The following is a 17,708-nucleotide window of genomic DNA, read 5'->3' on the forward strand; positions in this document are numbered from 1 at the left end:
TGTTCTGTGTGCCGCAGGTGCCATTTCTGGCACCTGTTTTTATTGGTGATGCGGATAGTCTGGTTTAGGAGGAGAAGTTGTTTATGCATAGTGAAGTCACGGTCATTGGCCTGGGCGCCATGGGGTCGGCACTGGCGCGTGCCTTGCTGCAGGCCGGCAAGCGGGTGACGGTGTGGAATCGTAGCCGGATCAAGGCCGAGGGTTTGGCAGTGGCCGGGGCGCGGGTAGCGGACAACGCAGCATCCGCCATCGCCGACAGCCCTGTCTGCCTTGTCTGTGTCGACAATTACACGGTGGCCAACAGCATTCTGGGCAGCGATGAAGTTGCAGCCGCTCTCAGCGGCAAGCTGCTGGTTCAGCTCTCGACCGGAGGCCCGCAAGAAGCGCGCGAGAGTGAACAGTGGGCGCATGCACGTGGTGCCGGCTATGTCGATGGCGCGATTCTGGCCTTCCCGCCGCAGATGGGCAGCCATGAAGCCAGTATTATTGCCTCCGGCGCTGCTGCCGCCTTCGAGCAGGCAGCACCGCTGCTGAAAATACTGGCGCCCAGCCTGAGCTATCTGGGCGAGCGGATCGGGGCTGCATCGGCGCAGGATTGTGCCGTGGCCGCCTATTTTGCCGGCGCCCTGCTGGGGGCTTTGCATGGTGCGCGTATCTGCGAGGCGGAAGGGCTGCGGGTGGATGAATTTTGCAGCATGCTGTCGGACATATCACCGCTGCTTGGCGGGGATATCCGGCATCTGGGTGCCGTGATTCAGGCGGAAAACTACGGCGAGCCGCAGGCATCGCTGAAAACCTGGACGGCGGCCATTACCCGTCTGGAGCGCCATGCACAGCAGGTCGATATTCACCGGGGGTTTCCCGAGTTTGCATCGTCAATATTCAGGCAGGGTGTCGATGCCGGTCTTGGGGCTCAGGAGGTTGCTGCTTTGATCAAGGTGCTGCGGGCTGCATCTTGATGTGCTGAGCCTGTTCACGTCTCGCAAGATTGTGAACAGGCTCCCAGACCGGCTGATCAGGGCTTACAGCGGCTCCAGTACCGCTCGTACCCGCTTGCCGCGGTTGTAGTCGATATGGCTGACTGCTGTTTGTAGTGCAGGCTTGCCGCTGCGCGCTTCATAGGTGGCCAGCACGCGCGAGACGTAGTTGCGTGTTTCGGGGTAGGGCGGGATGGTGTTCTTGTATTTTTGCACTGCACCTTCACCGGCATTGTAGGCGGCGATGACCAGCGGCATGTCGTGGTTGAACAGGCCCAGTAAAAACTTCAGGTAGCGGGCACCGGCACGGACATTGGCGTCCGGATTGGTCAGGTCGGCCACGCCGAAGCGTTCGCCGGTTTCCGGGATGACCTGCATCAGGCCGATTGCGCCTTTGGGCGACACGGCCAGCGCGTCATAGCCCGATTCCACGCTGACAATGGAATGCAGCAACTGGGCATCGAGCTTCATCTCGCGCGCGACCTTGTTGATCATCTTGTTATAGGGTGCGCTGACGCTGGCCTTGATCAGGCGCGGCTCGGCGGAGGGTAGGCCGGTAAGCGGCGTGCGTGCTGCCTTAGCGATATCGCGGCTAAGGGTCGTGCCAAGGCCGGGGCGGGTTGCATCGGCCAGTGCATCGTATTTTCGTACAGCCAGCTCGGCTGGCGGACTCTTCTGGAAAAGTTGGTAACGTTCATCCAGCTTTTTTGGGGCGAGGTGAACTTGTCCTGCGCTATCTACATAGCCATACAGATCCGCATGCGCGGCGGAGGCTAGCGTAAACGACGCAGCTATCAAGGAGCAGAGGATAAATCGGTTCATTGATAACATCTCGTGATAAGACCTTGATTAGCATAGCAAATATGCGCAATGTCTACTTGGATATTATCGTTCTTGCACCGTAATAATATTATCTATTCGCGATGATAGGGGTGGTTGTTGAGGATGGAGTAGGCGCGATAGAGCTGTTCGGCCAGCATCACACGCACCATGCCATGCGGCAGGGTCATGGCCGACAGCTGCAGCAGGACATCGGCTTTCTGTTTCAGCTCGGCCGATAATCCATCGGCGCCGCCGATGATGATGGTGATGTCGTCGCCACCGGCCATCCAGTCTTTCATGGCACCGGCCAGCTGTACCGAAGTCCAGTTTTTGCCGCGTTCGTCCAGCACCACCAGCTTGGTGCGCGGGGCAATCGCGGCGATCAGGCGCTCGTGTTCGGCTGCAATGCCTTTTTCAGTCGTGACGCCGCCGCCGCGTTTTTCCGGCTTGATTTCCTTGAGTTCGAAGCTGATGTCGCGGCCGAAGCGCTTGGCGTAGTCGCCAAAGGCTTCATCGACCCAGCGTGGCATCTTGGTGCCGACGGCGAGCAGGGTAATTTTCATGGTGGGAAATCCGGGACTCGGCACCCGGGACCCGGATGGGAGTCGACGGCCGATGCCGGAAAATCCCTGATCCCGAGCCCCGGGTCACGCGGTTTAGGCTGCCGACCAGGGCTTGCCGCCGACCGGGGTGAACGATGGCTTCTGGCCGCCCCACAAGGCTTCCAGATCATAGTAGTCGCGCACGGCAGGCAGCATCACATGGATGACTACGTCGCCGGCATCTACCAGGACCCATTCGCCGCTTTCATGGCCTTCGGTGCCGACCAGATCTACGCCGGCTTCTTTCAGCGTAACGGCTACGCTATTGGCCAATGCCTTGACCTGGCGATTGGAGTCGCCGGTGCAGACGATCAGATGCTGGAACAGCGAGGTCAGCTCGCTGGTGTCCAGAGTGACGATGTTCTTGCCCTTGACGTCTTCCAGAGCGGTCACGGCCAGTTTTACGATTTCTTGAATATTGTCCATATTTCCTTGATTCCAATGATGGGCACATGGACGCGTACGGACGGGTCAGAGGTGCCGCGAAAAGAGCGCGAGCCGCAGGTTGCGGCCTGTATGTCACGCTAGGTGTTCCGGTAGAGCTGCTGCGCCCGGATATAGTCCAGTACGGCAGCGGGAACGAGGCCGGACACATCGGCGCCGGCAGCAAGCCGGGCGCGGATGTCCGTCGCCGAAACATCGACCGGAGCCAACGTCAGGGCGCGGATTGTACCGGAAGGTGTTCGTTTTGAAAAATCAGACACTTGGCGCGCTTGCCATTGCGCGCTGATGGCGGGTGCCAGATGGGCGGGATCGAAGCCCGGGCGCAGGGCGACGGCGAGGTTGGCCAGGGTAAAAATGGCCTGCCAGCGATGCCAGCTGGCAAGTCTGGCCAGCGAGTCGCCGCCTATCAGACACCACAGCTCATCCTGTGGCGTGAGTTCGCTGCGCAACTCCTCCAGCGTCTCGACGGTATAGGCATTTTTGCCGCGGCGTATTTCCCTGTCGTCAGCGATAAGTCCAGGCTCGCCGGCAATTGCCAGACGCACCATGTCCAGCCTTTGGCTGGCGCTGGCATGGGGGCCATGGTCGCGGTGATAGGGCAGGCCGGCCGGCACCAGCCTCACCTCGTCCAGCTTTAATTCGTCGCGCAGCGCGCAGGCCAGACGCAGATGGGCGCAGTGGAAGGGGTCGAAGGTGCCGCCATACAGGCCGATACGCCTCATAGAATATCTGGCGTGTCGGCGTAGCCGTCCACGATGACGGTCAGCGCGCCGGTGGCCGGGCTAATGACCAGTCCGTGCACCGGAATATCGCGCGGCATCAGCGGATGGTGGCGTACGGTGTCGACCGTATGGCGCACGCTGTCTTCGACATTGTCGAAGCCCTTGAGCCAGCCATCCAGGTTGATGCCGGCGGCGCGCAAGGTGGTGAGCGTGTCCGGGCTGACGCCGCGTTCGACGGCATTGTCCAGCACCTGCTTGGGGTCGATGGCATTCATGCCGCAATCGTGGTGGGCGACGACACAGATTTCTTCCGCCCGCAGCTGGTAAACGGCGATCAGCAGGCTGCGCATCACCGAACCCCATGGGTGGGTGACCAGGGCGCCGGCGTTCTTGATTAGTTTGGCATCGCCGTTTTTCAGCCCCATGGCCTTGGGCAGCAGCTCGACCAGACGGGCATCCATGCAGGCCAGCACCGCCAGATTCTTGTCGGGGAACTTGTCGGTGCGAAATTTTTCGTATTCGCGGCTAGTGACGAACTCGTGGTTGTGTTCGAGCAGGGCGTGCAACACGCGCATTCGTTTCTCTCCCGGCCTCAGTGGAATAGAGGCTCTATTTGCGGCGCATCCTACCACCAAGCATGCCGGTCAGGTAGCCGCTGCATGCGGCCTTACCAGCGCGAGGCGTGGTCTTCGGTGACGCCGGTCAGCGTGCTGACGATGTGGCGCGCACCGCTTGCCGGATCCAGCAACACCCCGCTGAAGGTGCCGATGGGCTGCACATAGCGGCTGGCGGCAATCAGCAGATTCTTGTTTTCGCTGCGCATGCCTTCCGGAGTGAAACGCAGGTCGACCAGACCATCGTCGCTATGGATATGCCACGGCGCCATCGGGTTGGCTGGGCTGTAATCAAAGCGCACCTTGCCGACGCGCAGCAGTTTGCCGTGCAGCCAGATGGCGTTCTCGGCATCGCCCATATAGCCGTCCTGCAGATTGAAGCCCAGTTCGTGATTGTGTGCACTGGCCCAGCGCCACGCGGTATGGCGAGCGAGCAGACCGTTGGAGGCGTCCAGGCTGGCGATGGCACCATCCAGCGAATAACGGCTGCCGTTGGTGTCGGCATAGCCGCTGACGGACAGTCCGCCGGTCTTGTGGGTCGAATGCGCCAGATGGTTGGCCGGCGCAATAGCGCACAGGGTCGGCACTTCGGGGGCTAGCGTGATATGGGCGGCGATGCGCAGTGCCGGGGTGCGTACCTCGAGCAGCATGCGCCCAGCCTCGCGGGTGAAGGTCAGCTTGCCGCCACCGGCGCAAAAACGGGCGTGGCCGAAGGCGCGGTCTTCTATTTTGGCCGACAGGCCTGGCAGGCCATCGGCCGAGAAGCTGGCCGTGACCTCGCGCTTCTGGCGGTCGAACAGATAGGCAAAAGCGGTGCTGCACCAGCCCAGGTCGACCACAGCGACGCCGATAAAGTAGTTGTCGTGGGCAAAAGCGGCATACTGCCAGCGTTTATGGTGCAGCTTGCGGGTGAGGCGATGCCAGGGCGCAAGCGTCAAAGGCTGCCAGCTGAGCGTGCCAACCGTGCCCTGATACATGCCAAAGGCGGGAATCCCGCGCTCGTGAACCAGACGGGACGGCGCGGGCAAAAGCGGTGAGGGGTCCATCTATCTGGGGCGCGGGCTTGATCCGCCGCCCGGTAGTCGAAGATGTGCCCGAGTTTACAGCAGATTAAGCGGGATTTTCAGATAGGCGACCCCATTTGTATCTTTGGGCGGCATTTCACCGGCGCGGATATTGATCTGAACCGAGGGCAGGATCAGCACCGGCATGGCAAGGCCGGCATCGCGTTGTTGGCGCATGGCGATGAATTCATGTTCGCCGACCCGTTCATTCAGGTGGATATTGCGTGCCCGCTGCTCGCCCACCGTACTTTCCCATTGTGCCGCGCGCCCCTCGGGCGGGTAGTCGTGACACATAAAGAGGCGGGTGTCGTCCGGTAGGCTTAATAAGTGCTGCGCCGAGTGATAGAGTGCTGCCGCGTCGCCACCGGGAAAGTCGCAGCGGGCGCTGCCCACGTCCGGCATGAACAGCGTGTCGCCGACAAAGACGGCATCCCCGATGTGATAGGCCATATCGGCCGGGGTATGGCCCGGCACATACAGCGCCCGCGCCGTTAAGGTGCCGATGCTAAACGCCTCGCCGGCGGCAAACAGATGGTCGAACTGGCTTCCGTCACAGGCAAAGCCGGGCTCCAGATTGAAGATCCGGCTGAAGCTGGCCTGTACCTTGCCTATCTGGTCGCCGATGGCGGTCTTGCCGCCTAATTGTTGTTTGAGCCAGGCGGCGGCGGACAGATGGTCGGCATGGGCATGGGTTTCCAGTATCCAGTCTACGGTCAGTTTTTGTTCCCGGATAAAGTCGACCAGCTGCTGGGCCGAGGTGGTGCGGGTGCGGCCCGATTTGGGATCGTAGTCGAGCACCGGGTCGATGATGGCTGCGTGTCCGCCTGCCTGATCGTAAACCACATAGCTGATGGTCCAGGTCGCAGGATCGAAGAAGGCTTGTACAGGGGTTTTCATCTGGCGGCGCTCCCATTTCTGCTGGTGATGGTTAAACTATATTGAAAAACAATATATTTGTAAATATAATAAAGACTCTGTGTCAGAGGTAAGATCATGGATATGAATTTGCTGCGGGAAAATGCGTCCCGCGCTGCCGGCTTGCTGAAGAGCCTGGCTAATGAAGACAGGCTGCTGCTGCTGTGCCAGCTGGTCGATGGCGAGAAGTCGGTTTCCGAACTGGAGCGCTTGACCGGCATCCGCCAGCCGACCTTGTCACAGCAACTGGGCGTGTTGCGCAATGAGGGCCTGGTATCGACGCGGCGCGAAGGCAAGTGGATTTATTACAGTGTGGCCAGCCAGGAGGCCATGGCGATCCTGTCGTCGCTGCATGACATTTTCTGCCCGCAAGAGATGGTCGCAGATGCAGGCGCATGAAATAAAGCAATAAGAATTCATGCTTGCCGTTAACAAGGGGAAATCATCATGAGTATCGCCTGGGATGTATTCACGCCGGCAGCTTCGCTGGGCGGCGGCGTGTTGATAGGGCTGGCGGCCAGTGCTTTTGTCCTGTTGCTGGGGCGGATTGCCGGTATTAGCGGCATGTTGGGTGGCGTGCTGGAGCGCGCCGCCGACTGGCCTTTGCGTCTGGCCTTCGTGCTGGGGCTGCTGGCGGCTCCCATGACCTATGCGCTGTTTGCCGGCGCGCTGCCGGTGCCGGTCATCGAAGCATCGACGCCAACCTTGCTGCTGGCCGGACTGCTGGTCGGCATCGGTACCCGTTTTGCCTCGGGCTGCACCAGCGGCCACGGCGTATGCGGGCTGTCGCGCCTGTCACCGCGTTCGCTGGTGGCCACGATCAGCTTTATGGCGGCCGGCTTTATCACCGTCTATGTCGTCCGTCATCTCTTGGGCTGAAAACATCATGAAACCCGTCAAACTGTTTGCTGCTTTTGCCATCGGTCTGCTGTTCGGTACCGGCCTGATCGTGTCCGGCATGTCCAACCCGGCCAAGGTGCTGGGTTTTCTCGATCTGGCCGGCGCCTGGGATCCTAGCCTTGCCCTGGTGATGGCAGGTGCCATCGGTGTGGGCTTTTTCGCGTTTCGTGTGGCCGGGGGACGCAGCCACTCGCTGCTGGGTGACAAGATGCAGTTGCCGACCAGCCGTGAAATGACTTTGCGTCTGGTGCTGGGCAGTGTGTTGTTCGGTGTGGGCTGGGGGCTGGCCGGCATCTGCCCGGGGCCGGGTCTGGTGCTGGCCGGCGCGCTGATTCCGCAGGGGCTGCTGTTTGTCGGTGCGATGCTGGCCGGCATGTTGCTCTACCGCGTACTCGATCCTTTGCTGCCTTGATGCAATGAGCTTCCTTGCCCGGTTTTTGCCTCCCTGGCTCTGCCACTACCAGCGCAACTGGCTGTCCGGCGACATCAGTGCCGGTGTGGTGGTGACGCTATTGCTGGTGCCGCAGGCGCTGGCTTATGCCATGGTGGCCGGCTTGCCGCCACAAACCGGGCTGTACGCCAGTCTGGCTCCCTTGCTGATTTATGCGCTGCTCGGTCGTTCCCATGCCCAGTCGGTGGGGCCAATGGCTGTCACCTCCTTGCTGGTGGCGGCAACCTTAAGCAAGCTGGTGCCGCAAGGCGGCGCCGAGTATGCGGTGCTCGCCGTCTGGCTGGCGCTATTGTCCGGCCTGATGTTGCTCTCGCTGGGCTTGCTGCGTCTGGGTCTGGTTGCCGATTTTCTGTCGCAGCCGGTGCTGGCCGGTTTTATCTCGGCTTCGGCCTTGATGATTGTGCTGTCGCAACTGGGGCCTTTGCTGGGCAGCAAGGGCGGCGGCGCGACCTTGCCTGCCTTGCTGGCCAATTTATGGGCGCAGCGCCTGTCTTTTCACCCGGGGGCCTTGTTGCTGGGCGGTAGCGCCTTGCTGTGGCTCATGTGGTCGCGGCGCTCGCTTGCGGCCGTGCTGCGAAGCGTGGGGCTGGCACCGGGCGCGGCCCAGCTGGTGGTACGTGCCGCACCGGTGCTGGCCTTGCTGGCTGGAATGTTGGCCGCCGCCAATTGGGGCGCCGCCAGCGGTTTGCGTCTGGTGGGCGAGGTGCCGGCCGGCCTGCCGCCTTTGGGTCTGGCCTGGCTGCCGTGGTCGCGTCTGCCGGATCTGGTCTTGCCTGCCTTTTTTATCGCGCTGGTCAATATGGTGCAAAGCCTGTCGGTGGCGCAGATTCTGGCGTTGCCCCGGCGCGAAAGCATAGAGCCCGACCGCGAGTTGATCGCCTTGGGTGCCTGCAATATCGGTGCCGCGCTGTCCGGCGGCTTTCCGGTAACCGGCGGGCTGACGCGCTCGGTCGTCAATGCCGATGCCGGTGCCCAGACCCAGTTGTCGTCGCTGATCAGCGCGTTGCTGATGACGCTGATTGTGCTGTTTGCCACCCAGGCCTTGTTTTTCCTGCCACTGGCCGTGCTGTCCGCCACCATCGTGGCCTCGGTGCTGGCCATGATCGATTTTTCGCTATTGCGCCGTGCCTGGGCCTGCAATCGGGCTGATGCACTGGCTTTTATCGCCACCTTTGCTGCCGTGCTGCTCTTGGGGGTGGATAGCGGCATCATGATCGGCCTGCTGATTTCGCTGGGCAGCTGGATCGCCAAGAGCGGCCAGCCGCATATTGCCGAACTCGGGCGCTTGTCAGGCAGCGAGCATTTTCGCAATGTGCGCCATTTCAGCGTGGAAACCTTGCCGGGCACGGCGTTTTTGCGCGTGGACGAGAGCCTGTATTTCGGTAATGCGCGCCATGTCGAGGCTGCACTGCTGGCCATGACTACGCCCGGCATTCAGCGCGTGGTGCTGGTGATGAGCGGTGTCAACCGTATCGACTTGTCCGCCTTGCTGATGCTGGAGCGGCTGGATGACACGCTGGCTGCGCGCGGCGTACTCTTGTGGCTAAGCGATATCAAGCGCCCGGTTTCCATGGTGATGGATAAGGCCGCCTTGAACCCGCGCTTTGCCGGACGGATTTTTCTCAGTGCCAGCCAAGCCTGGCAGTCGCTTTCGCCGCAGCGGGATTACCAGATTTAGGGAATAGGGCACGTGGCCGGATCCCTATTGCCGGGATCGGGGAGCCGGAACTCGGGATTCGCGCAGTTGATGTGGTTTGGCAGGTTCGTAACACTGAAACCCGATTCCCGATTCCCGATTCCCGATTCCCGATTCCCGATTCCCGATTCCCGATTCCCGATTCCCGCGTGCAACTTTCCCCTTTGCGCAGCTATCATAGCCGGATGATGAAAAAGACTCTGCTGTGCTCAACTCTCATGTTTGCCATCGCTTTTACGCCGGCGCTGGCGGCGCCGCTACCTGATCTTGGCAATGTGGGGGAGGAGGCCTTGTCGCAGGCGGACGAGGCGCGGATAGGGCGCGAGATTCTGAGCCAGATTCGCGATGCGGGGGATGTGGTGCAGGATGCCGAGGTGAATGCCTATCTCGCCCGTCTGGGCAAGCGCATTACCTCGGCGGCCGCGACCGGCAACGACTTTACCTTTTTTGCCGTAGACGATAACTCCATCAACGCCTTTGCCATGCCTGGCGGCGTGATCGGTGTGCATACCGGCCTGTTGCTGGCGGCGCAAAGCGAGGGCGAGCTGGCATCGGTGCTGTCGCACGAGGTTGCGCATGTGACCCAGCGCCATCTGGCGCGTATGCGCGAAACCTCGACCCATAGCCAGCTATGGATACTGGCGGCGGTGCTGGCCGGTGTGCTGGCTTCACGTTCGGGCAATTCGGATGCGACCTTCGGTGCGCTGAATGCTGGCATGGGCATGGCAGCACAAACCCAGCTGGCCTATAGCCGCGATTTTGAACGCGAGGCCGACCGCATCGGCATGCATTACCTGACGGATGCCGGCTTCGATGCCCGCACCATGCCGGCTTTTTTCGAGCGCCTGCAGCAGGGCAACCGTTACAACGACAACAAGGCACTTTCTTTTCTGCGTACTCACCCGGTCACCAGCGAACGCATCAGCGAAGGGCAGGATCGAGCCCAAAGCCAGCCGGTACGCATGAAACCTGACAGCACCGATTTTCTGCTGGTGCGCGAGAAATTGCGCCTGAATACGCTCAGCCCGGCAGATGCCGTGCCTTATTACCAGCGCGCGCTGGCTGACCGGCGCTTTCTGAGCGAAGGCGCGCAGCACTATGGTCTGGCGCGCGCCTATCTGGCGCAGCGCAACTTTGCAGCCGCACAGCAAGCGGCCAGTGACGCGGTGCGCTTATTGCCGGCCGACCCGATGCTGTACACGCTGCAGGCCGAGATTGCCCTGAGTGCAGGTCAGACGCAGCAGGCGCTGGCGCACTATCGTCAGGGCTTGACGGCATTCCCCGCCAGTCGCGCACTGCTGCTGGGCGAGGTGCAGGCGCTGATCGCCAGCGGCCAGCAAGGCGTGGCTCTGCGCCAAGTGCAGGCCTTGCTGGCGCGCCATCCGGCCGATGCCGAGTTGCATCGTCTGGCGGCGCGCCTTTATGGCGAAAATGATGCGCTCAGCTATCACGCCGAGCTGGGGCATGCGTTCTATTTCGAACAAATGTTTGAATCTGCGCTGGTGCAATACCGGCTGGCCAGTGCGGCCAAGGGTGATAACTTCTATCTGCGTTCCAGCGTTGAAGCGCGTATGCGCGAGGTGGAAAAGGCGCTTAAGGCGCGGGCGGCCAAGTGAAAATGTAGAATTCACGCTTTAAAACAAGATGCTGCATTGCCGCATGTTGTTTTTTATGCGGATGTTGAAGCTTTCGCCCGTTTTGCCTATTCCATAGTTGACCCTGTAGCCATTACACTCACCCCCATTGCTAGAATTGTTCGAATACAAACACATAAAAGCGCGAATACGCTCACTGTTTGGGGTCTGGACGACTAAGCATGCTTGACCCCATCGCTTCGAATAAACAGGATTTGCGCCACAAGCGCAGGCTGCGACCAAAAGTAAGGAGACAAAATGGCTACACGCTTCCCGGATGATATCGACCCGCTGGAAACCCGCGAATGGACCGAGGCTCTGGCTTCGGTACTGGAAAATGAAGGTGCCGAACGCGCCCAGTTTCTGCTGGAAAATCTGGTTGAACAGACCCGCCGTAGTGGCGCGCATCTGCCATTTGATGCTACCACCGCTTACCTGAATACCATCCCTGCCGGGCGCGAGAAGAAGTCGCCGGGCAACCACGAGCTGGAGCACCGTATCCGCTCCATCTGCCGCTGGAACGCGATGGCCATGGTGCTGCGTGCCGGCAAGAAAGATCTGGAACTGGGCGGCCATATCGCCAGCTACCAGTCGTCGGCCACCTTGTACGATGTCGGCTTCAACCACTTCTGGCGTGCGCCCAACGACGAGCAGGAAGGCGATCTGATCTACTTCCAGGGCCATATTGCGCCGGGCGTGTACTCGCGTGCCTTCCTCGAGGGCCGTCTGACCGAGGCGCAGCTGGACAACTTCCGTCAGGAAGTTGATGGCAACGGCTTGTCGTCCTATCCGCATCCATGGCTGATGCCGGACTTCTGGCAATTCCCGACCGTATCCATGGGCTTGGGCCCGTTAATGGCGATTTATCAGGCGCGCTTCCTCAAGTATCTGGAAAGCCGTGGTCTGGCCCGCACGCCGGGGCGCAAAGTATGGTGTTTCTGCGGCGACGGCGAGATGGACGAGCCGGAAAGCCTGGGTGCCATCGCACTGGCCGCACGCGAAGGCCTGGACAACCTGGTGTTCGTGATCAACTGCAACTTGCAGCGTCTGGATGGTCCGGTGCGCGGTAACGGCAAGATCATTCAGGAACTGGAAGGCGATTTCCGTGGTGCCGGCTGGAATGTGATCAAGCTGATCTGGGGTAGCCGCTGGGATCCGCTCTTGGCCATGGACAGCAAGGGCCTGTTGAAAAAGCGCATGGAAGAGTGCGTGGATGGCGACTACCAGACCTTCAAGTCGAAAGACGGCGCCTATGTGCGCGAACATTTCTTCGGCAAGTATCCCGAGCTGCTGGAAATGGTTGCCAATATGTCGGACGACGAGATCTGGAACCTGAACCGTGGCGGCCACGACCCGCACAAGGTGTATGCCGCGTACCACGAAGCCACGGCCAATGCACAGGGCCTGCCGACCGTGATTCTGGCCAAGACCATCAAGGGTTACGGCATGGGCGCATCCGGCGAAGGCCAGAACATCGCTCACGGCGCCAAGAAAATGGCACTGGACAGCCTGCGTAAATTCCGCGACCGCTTCGGCATTCCGGTGTCGGATGCCGATCTGGAAAGCGTGCCTTACTACAAGCCGGCCGAAGACAGCCCGGAAATGGTCTACATGCGCGAACGCCGCGCAGCCTTTGGTGGCAGCCTGCCTGCCCGTCTGCCGGTGAAGGCGCCGATGGCGGTGCCGGGTCTGCATGTGTTCGATGCCATGCTCAAGGATTCGGGCGAACGCGAGTTCTCCACCACCATGGCCTTCGTGCGCATGATAGGCAATCTGCTGAAAGACAAGTCTATCGGCAAGCAGATCGTACCTATCGTGCCGGACGAATCGCGTACCTTCGGTATGGAAGGCATGTTCCGCCAGTACGGCATCTGGTCGACCCAGGGCCAGAACTATGTGCCGCAGGATGCCGACCAGCTGATGTTCTACAAGGAATCCAAAGACGGCCAGATGCTGCAGGAAGGCATCAACGAGCCGGGCGCGATGTCCTCGTGGATTGCGGCAGCAACCAGCTACGCCAACCACGGCATCCCGATGATTCCGTTCTACATCTACTACTCGATGTTCGGTTTCCAGCGTATTGGCGATCTGGCCTGGGCTGCGGGGGACATGCGTGCGCGCGGCTTCATGCTGGGCGGCACCGCCGGGCGCACTACGCTGAACGGCGAAGGCCTGCAGCATGAAGACGGTCACAGCCATATCCAGGCCGGCCTGATCCCGAACTGCATCTCCTATGACCCGACCTTTGCCTACGAACTGGCTGTCATTCTGCAGGACGGTTTGCAGCGCATGTATGCCGAGCAGGAAGACGTGTTCTATTACATCACCCTGATGAACGAGAACTACGCCCATCCGGCCATGCCTGCAGGTGCCGAAGCCGGCATCCTCAAAGGCATGTACCAGTTGTCTGATGGCGGCGAGTCCGACATCAAGGTGCAGCTGCTGGGTTCGGGCACCATCTTGCGTGAAGTGATGGCGGCCGCCGACCTGCTGCGCAGCGACTTTGGCGTAGCCAGCGATATCTGGAGCGTGACCTCGTTCAACGAGCTGGCCCGTGATGGCCGTGCCGCTGCCCGTCACGCCCTGCTGCATCCGGAAGATGCGGTGCAGGCAAGTTATGTCGAGGCACAACTGTCCGGCAAGCAAGGCCCGTTTATCGCCGCTACCGACTATATCCGCGCTTACGCCGAGCAGATCCGCGAATTCGTACCGGGGCGCTATGTGGTGCTGGGCACCGACGGCTTCGGCCGCTCGGACAGCCGCGCCCGCCTGCGCGACTTCTTCGAGGTCGACCGCTACCACGTGGTGGTGGCCGCACTGTCGGCACTGGCACGCGAAGGCAAGATCGAAGCCGCCCGCGTCAGCGAAGCGATTGCACGCTACGGCATCAATGTCGACCGTTTGCCGAGCTGGAAGGTTTAAGCCAAGGCAGGTGGAACCCGGGATTCGGGACTCGTACTGCCGGCGTTAGGGTGCTGATGGTGGCCGATGGCAGGCAGGCAAGTCCCGGGTTCCGGTTCCCGTATCCCGAACAGGGGCGCAGCCCGGACTAGGAATAATAATGAGCCAAATAATCGAACTGAAAGTCCCCGATATCGGCGGACACGCAAATGTGGATGTGATTGAAGTCTTCATCAAGGTGGGTGACACCATCGCGGTAGATGATTCGCTGATCACGCTGGAAACTGATAAAGCCACCATGGAAGTACCGGCCGAAGTCGCCGGCGTGGTGAAAGAAGTACGAGCCATCAATGGTGGCAAGATCTCCGAAGGCGATGTGATCGCGCTGATCGAAGTCTCCGGCAGCGTCGCTGCGCCAGCTGCCAAGGCCGAGGCGCCAGTTGCCTCCGCCCCCGTTGCTGCACCGCTGGCAGCCGCGCCAGTTGCCGCGCCTGCCGCTGCTGCCGTGAGTGGTCCGGTTGAAGTGTGTGTGCCGGATATCGGTGGCGCCAGCGACGTTGACGTGATCGAAGTGGCGGTCAAGGCCGGCGACGAGATCAAGGTGGACGACAGCCTGATTACGCTGGAAACCGACAAGGCCACCATGGAAGTGCCATCGACCGTGGCTGGCCGTGTGCTGGAGGTCAAAATCAAGGTCGGCGACAAAGTGTCGCAGGGACATCTGATTTTGCTGGTTGAATCGGCGCAAGCTGCCGTGGCCGCTCCTGTTGCGGCTCCTGCTGTCGCTGCTGCACCGGCACCAGTACCAGTACCAGCACCAGCACCGGTTGCAGCCGCTGCGCCAGCTGCCCCAGTTGTGGCCGCCGCACCGGCTGCCATTAACGAAGTCGCGTTCTCCAAAGCGCATGCCGGTCCGTCGGTACGCAAGCTGGCGCGCGAACTGGGTGTGGATCTGGGCCGCGTCAAGGGTTCGGGCCGCAAGGGCCGCATCACCGACGAAGACGTCAAGGCCTTCGTCAAGGGTGTGCTGAGCAATCCGGCGGCGCTGGCACCTGCCGCTGCACCGGCGAGCCTGGGTGGCGGTCTGGATCTGCTGCCATGGCCCAAGGTCGATTTTGCCAAGTTTGGCGCGGTCGAGCTGAAACCGCTTTCTCGCATCAAGAAGCTGTCCGGTGCCAATCTGGCGCGTAACTGGGTGATGATTCCGCATGTGACCCAGTTCGACGAAGCTGACATCACCGAGATGGAAGCCTTCCGCAAGGGCATGGGCGACGAGCTGAAGGCCGAAGGCGTCAAGCTGACGCCGCTGGCCTTCCTGATCAAGGCGGCGGTGGCGGCGCTGAAGAAATATCCGGAATTCAATGCCAGCCTCGACGGCGACAATCTGGTACTCAAGCAGTACTTCCATATCGGTTTTGCCGCCGACACGCCTAACGGCCTGGTGGTGCCGGTGATCAAGGATGCCGACAAGAAGAGCCTGCTCGAGATCGCCCAGGAAAGCGGCGCCTTGGCCAAGAAGGCACGCGACGGCAAGTTGCTGCCGACCGACATGCAAGGCGGCTGCTTCAGCATCTCGTCCTTGGGCGGCATCGGCGGTACCGCGTTCACGCCTATCATCAATGCGCCTGAAGTCGCCATCCTTGGCGTGTCCAAGTCCGAGATCAAGCCTAAGTGGAATGGCAAGGAATTTGCTCCGCGCCTGATGCTGCCTTTGAGCCTGTCCTACGACCACCGTGTGATCGATGGGGCCTCCGCCGCACGCTTTACCGCGTATATGGCGCAGGTGCTGGCCGATATCCGCCGCTTGATGCTGTAAGGAAGACCATGAGCCAAATGACAGAACTGAAAGTCCCCGATATCGGCGGGCATGGTGGCGTTGACGTCATCGAAGTCTTTATCAAGGAAGGCGACCGCATTGCCGTCGATGACAGCCTGATCACCCTGGAAACCGACAAGGCGACCATGGATGTGCCGGCCGCAACAGTCGGTGTGGTCAAGGAAGTGCTGATCAAGGTCGGCAGCAAGGTGTCCGAGGGCGATGTGATCGCGCTGATCGAAGCGGCCGACGCAAGCGAGCCTGTGGCTGCGGCACCTGCCAGTGCGCCGGCTGCTGCGGCGCCACAGGCGGCCAGTCATGGCGGTAGCGCCGATATCGAATGCGATATGCTGGTGCTGGGCGGCGGGCCGGGCGGGTATTCCGCAGCCTTCCGCGCCGCGGATCTGGGTATGAAAGTGGTGATCGTCGAGCGTTATGCGACGCTGGGCGGGGTATGCCTGAACGTGGGTTGCATTCCATCGAAGGCGCTGCTGCATGTGGCCGCCGTGATCGAGGAAGCCAGCCACTTCTCCGACACCGGTGTGGCCTTTGGCGCGCCGCAGGTCGATTTGTCGGCACTACGCAAGCACAAGGAAAAAGTGGTCGGCAAGCTCACCGGCGGTCTGGCGGTGATGGCCAAGATGCGCAATGTACAGCTGGTGCGTGGTAATGGCCGCTTTATCGACCCCCATCATATGGAAGTCGAGCTGACCGCAGGCGAAGGCAAGACCCCGACCGGCGGCAAGAGCGTGATCAAGTTCAAGCAGGCGATCATCGCCGCCGGCAGCCAGGCGGTGAAGCTGCCGTTCCTGCCGGAAGATCCGCGCATCGTCGACTCGACCGGCGCGCTGGAGTTGCGTCAGGTGCCGGGTCGCATGCTGGTGATCGGTGGCGGCATTATCGGCCTGGAGATGGCGACGGTGTACTCGTCGCTGGGCGCGCGCATCGACGTGGTCGAAATGGCCGACGGCCTGATGGCCGGCGCCGACAAGGATCTGGTCAAGGTGTGGGAAAAACGCAATGCGCACCGCTTCGACAAGATCATGCTCAAGACCCGTACCGTCGGCGTGACCTGCCGTCCGGATGGGGTGATGGTGAAGTTCGAGGGCGAACAGGCACCGGCCGACGAGCAGAAATACGATCTGGTGCTGGTGGCGGTAGGCCGCAGCCCGAACGGCAAGAAAATCGGTGCGGAAAACGCCGGCATTCAGGTGAGCGAGCGCGGCTTTATCGAAGTCGACAAGCAGCAGCACACCAATGTGCCGCATATCTTCGCCATCGGCGACATCGTCGGCCAGCCTATGCTGGCGCACAAGGGCGTGCATGAAGGCCATGTGGCCGCCGAAGTGGCGAATGGCCAAAAGACCTATTTCGACGCAAGGGTGATTCCGTCGGTGGCCTATACCGAGCCGGAAGTGGCCTGGGTCGGCCTGACCGAGCTGGAGGCCAAGGCCAAGGGAATCAAGGTCGGTGTCGGCAAGTTCCCGTGGTCGGCCTCCGGTCGCGCCATTGCCAACGGCTGCGATTACGGCTTCACCAAGCTGATCTTCGACGAAGCGACCCATCAGGTCGTGGGTGGCGCGATTGTCGGCCCTAACGCCGGCGACATGATAGGCGAGGTGGCGCTGGCTATCGAGATGGGGTGTGATCCGGCCGATATCGGCAAGACCATCCATCCGCACCCGACCCTGGGTGAGTCCATCGGTATGGCCGCCGAAGCATTCGAAGGCCATTGCACCGATTTGCCGCCGGTGAAGAAGCGCTAAATCCGGGGATCAGGGACTCGGGATCAGGGATCAGGGGGCACTTGACGTGGCTGCAGTTTTTTTACCACGCTGAAATCGGCTCCCGGCTCCCGGCTCCCGGCTCCCGGCTCCCGGCTCCCGGCTCCCGGCTCCCGGCTCCCGGCTCCCGGCTCCCGGCTCCCGGCTCCCGGCTCCCGGCTCCCGGCTCCCGGCTCCCGGCTCCCGGCTCCCGGCTCCCGGCTCCCGGCTCCCGGCTCCCGGCTCCCGGCTCCCGGCTCCCGGCTCCCGGCTCCCGGCTCCCGGCTCCCGGCTCCCGGCTCCCGGCTCCCGGCTCCCGGCTCCCGGCTCCCGGCTCCCGGCTCCCGGCTCCCGGCTCCCGGCTCCCGGCTCCCGGCTCCCGGCTCC

At 61.6% G+C, this 17,708-nt stretch carries 16 protein-coding genes; 9 read left to right on the plus strand and 7 right to left on the minus strand.

Features of this window, described 5'->3' with window-relative positions:
* Positions 1–83: 83 nt before the first annotated feature.
* Positions 84–959, plus strand: coding sequence for an NAD(P)-dependent oxidoreductase (locus GQF02_RS03385; protein WP_160794839.1), 876 nt, complete (start codon positions 84–86; stop codon positions 957–959).
* A gap of 63 nt (positions 960–1,022) precedes the next feature.
* Here GQF02_RS03385 and GQF02_RS03390 read toward each other — a convergent pair whose 3' ends face one another.
* The 7 genes from GQF02_RS03390 to GQF02_RS03420 all read right to left on the minus strand — a co-directional run bounded on the left by GQF02_RS03390 (position 1,023) and on the right by GQF02_RS03420 (position 6,142).
* Entirely contained in the window at positions 1,023–1,799 is a 777-nt protein-coding gene (locus GQF02_RS03390; RefSeq protein WP_124735034.1) for a lytic transglycosylase domain-containing protein, read from the minus strand.
* Positions 1,800–1,891: 92 nt separating this feature from the next.
* Positions 1,892–2,362, minus strand: coding sequence for a 23S rRNA (pseudouridine(1915)-N(3))-methyltransferase RlmH (gene rlmH, locus GQF02_RS03395; RefSeq protein WP_124735035.1), 471 nt, complete (start codon positions 2,360–2,362; stop codon positions 1,892–1,894).
* Between the two features lie 93 nt (positions 2,363–2,455).
* Positions 2,456–2,827, minus strand: a complete 372-nt coding sequence (gene rsfS, locus GQF02_RS03400; RefSeq protein WP_124735036.1) for a ribosome silencing factor — start codon at positions 2,825–2,827, stop codon at positions 2,456–2,458.
* Between the two features lie 98 nt (positions 2,828–2,925).
* On the minus strand, positions 2,926–3,567 hold the full coding sequence (gene nadD / locus GQF02_RS03405; RefSeq protein ID WP_124735037.1) for a nicotinate-nucleotide adenylyltransferase: 642 nt from the start codon (positions 3,565–3,567) through the stop codon (positions 2,926–2,928).
* The gene (locus GQF02_RS03410) at positions 3,564–4,142 is read right to left on the minus strand and encodes a beta-class carbonic anhydrase (protein ID WP_160794841.1); all 579 of its coding nucleotides are present in this window, start codon (positions 4,140–4,142) and stop codon (positions 3,564–3,566) included. Before GQF02_RS03410 ends, nadD begins: the two co-directional genes overlap by 4 nt.
* A gap of 92 nt (positions 4,143–4,234) precedes the next feature.
* Positions 4,235–5,227, minus strand: a complete 993-nt coding sequence (locus GQF02_RS03415; RefSeq protein ID WP_160794843.1) for a DUF2804 domain-containing protein — start codon at positions 5,225–5,227, stop codon at positions 4,235–4,237.
* Positions 5,228–5,281: 54 nt separating this feature from the next.
* Positions 5,282–6,142 carry an MBL fold metallo-hydrolase gene (locus GQF02_RS03420; RefSeq protein ID WP_160794845.1) on the minus strand — a complete coding sequence of 287 codons (861 nt, stop codon included), beginning with the start codon at positions 6,140–6,142 and terminating at the stop codon, positions 5,282–5,284.
* 96 nt (positions 6,143–6,238) lie between these two features.
* Between GQF02_RS03420 and GQF02_RS03425 the strand changes: the two genes are divergently transcribed.
* From GQF02_RS03425 to lpdA, 8 genes are all read left to right on the plus strand, one after another.
* Positions 6,239–6,559 carry an ArsR/SmtB family transcription factor gene (locus GQF02_RS03425; protein ID WP_220789309.1) on the plus strand — a complete coding sequence of 107 codons (321 nt, stop codon included), beginning with the start codon at positions 6,239–6,241 and terminating at the stop codon, positions 6,557–6,559.
* Positions 6,560–6,607: 48 nt separating this feature from the next.
* A complete protein-coding gene (locus GQF02_RS03430) occupies positions 6,608–7,039 on the plus strand; it encodes a YeeE/YedE family protein (RefSeq protein ID WP_160794847.1) in 432 nt (143 codons plus the stop codon).
* 7 nt (positions 7,040–7,046) lie between these two features.
* Positions 7,047–7,472, plus strand: a complete 426-nt coding sequence (locus GQF02_RS03435; protein ID WP_160794849.1) for a DUF6691 family protein — start codon at positions 7,047–7,049, stop codon at positions 7,470–7,472.
* Positions 7,473–7,476: 4 nt separating this feature from the next.
* A complete protein-coding gene (locus GQF02_RS03440) occupies positions 7,477–9,189 on the plus strand; it encodes a SulP family inorganic anion transporter (RefSeq protein WP_160794851.1) in 1,713 nt (570 codons plus the stop codon).
* A gap of 236 nt (positions 9,190–9,425) precedes the next feature.
* Positions 9,426–10,823: a M48 family metalloprotease gene (locus tag GQF02_RS03445; protein ID WP_235930042.1), complete on the plus strand. Its 1,398-nt coding sequence runs from the start codon at positions 9,426–9,428 to the stop codon at positions 10,821–10,823.
* A 276-nt stretch (positions 10,824–11,099) separates the two neighbouring features.
* Positions 11,100–13,763: a pyruvate dehydrogenase (acetyl-transferring), homodimeric type gene (gene aceE, locus GQF02_RS03450; protein WP_124735046.1), complete on the plus strand. Its 2,664-nt coding sequence runs from the start codon at positions 11,100–11,102 to the stop codon at positions 13,761–13,763.
* Between the two features lie 139 nt (positions 13,764–13,902).
* Entirely contained in the window at positions 13,903–15,558 is a 1,656-nt protein-coding gene (aceF, locus tag GQF02_RS03455) for a dihydrolipoyllysine-residue acetyltransferase (RefSeq protein WP_160794855.1), read from the plus strand.
* Positions 15,559–15,566: 8 nt separating this feature from the next.
* Positions 15,567–17,324, plus strand: coding sequence for a dihydrolipoyl dehydrogenase (lpdA, locus tag GQF02_RS03460; protein WP_160794857.1), 1,758 nt, complete (start codon positions 15,567–15,569; stop codon positions 17,322–17,324).
* Positions 17,325–17,708: the final 384 nt, after the last annotated feature.

Origin of the sequence: Craterilacuibacter sinensis (genome assembly GCF_009831765.1) — a bacterium.
Lineage (GTDB): Bacteria > Pseudomonadota > Gammaproteobacteria > Burkholderiales > Chromobacteriaceae > Craterilacuibacter > Craterilacuibacter sinensis.

Bases quoted from the DNA above. Each gene is read 5' to 3' on its own strand.
- lpdA (WP_160794857.1), top strand. From the start codon at position 15,567: ATGAGCCAAATGACAGAACTGAAAGTCCCCGATATCGGCGGGCATGGT.
- aceE (WP_124735046.1), top strand. From the start codon at position 11,100: ATGGCTACACGCTTCCCGGATGATATCGACCCGCTGGAAACCCGCGAA.
- GQF02_RS03435 (WP_160794849.1), top strand. From the start codon at position 7,047: ATGAAACCCGTCAAACTGTTTGCTGCTTTTGCCATCGGTCTGCTGTTC.
- GQF02_RS03390 (WP_124735034.1), bottom strand. From the start codon at position 1,799: ATGAACCGATTTATCCTCTGCTCCTTGATAGCTGCGTCGTTTACGCTA.
- GQF02_RS03385 (WP_160794839.1), top strand. From the start codon at position 84: ATGCATAGTGAAGTCACGGTCATTGGCCTGGGCGCCATGGGGTCGGCA.
- rsfS (WP_124735036.1), bottom strand. From the start codon at position 2,827: ATGGACAATATTCAAGAAATCGTAAAACTGGCCGTGACCGCTCTGGAA.
- GQF02_RS03415 (WP_160794843.1), bottom strand. From the start codon at position 5,227: ATGGACCCCTCACCGCTTTTGCCCGCGCCGTCCCGTCTGGTTCACGAG.
- GQF02_RS03445 (WP_235930042.1), top strand. From the start codon at position 9,426: ATGTTTGCCATCGCTTTTACGCCGGCGCTGGCGGCGCCGCTACCTGAT.
- GQF02_RS03425 (WP_220789309.1), top strand. From the start codon at position 6,239: ATGGATATGAATTTGCTGCGGGAAAATGCGTCCCGCGCTGCCGGCTTG.
- GQF02_RS03410 (WP_160794841.1), bottom strand. From the start codon at position 4,142: ATGCGCGTGTTGCACGCCCTGCTCGAACACAACCACGAGTTCGTCACT.
- GQF02_RS03430 (WP_160794847.1), top strand. From the start codon at position 6,608: ATGAGTATCGCCTGGGATGTATTCACGCCGGCAGCTTCGCTGGGCGGC.
- aceF (WP_160794855.1), top strand. From the start codon at position 13,903: ATGAGCCAAATAATCGAACTGAAAGTCCCCGATATCGGCGGACACGCA.
- GQF02_RS03440 (WP_160794851.1), top strand. From the start codon at position 7,477: ATGAGCTTCCTTGCCCGGTTTTTGCCTCCCTGGCTCTGCCACTACCAG.
- rlmH (WP_124735035.1), bottom strand. From the start codon at position 2,362: ATGAAAATTACCCTGCTCGCCGTCGGCACCAAGATGCCACGCTGGGTC.
- GQF02_RS03420 (WP_160794845.1), bottom strand. From the start codon at position 6,142: ATGAAAACCCCTGTACAAGCCTTCTTCGATCCTGCGACCTGGACCATC.
- nadD (WP_124735037.1), bottom strand. From the start codon at position 3,567: ATGAGGCGTATCGGCCTGTATGGCGGCACCTTCGACCCCTTCCACTGC.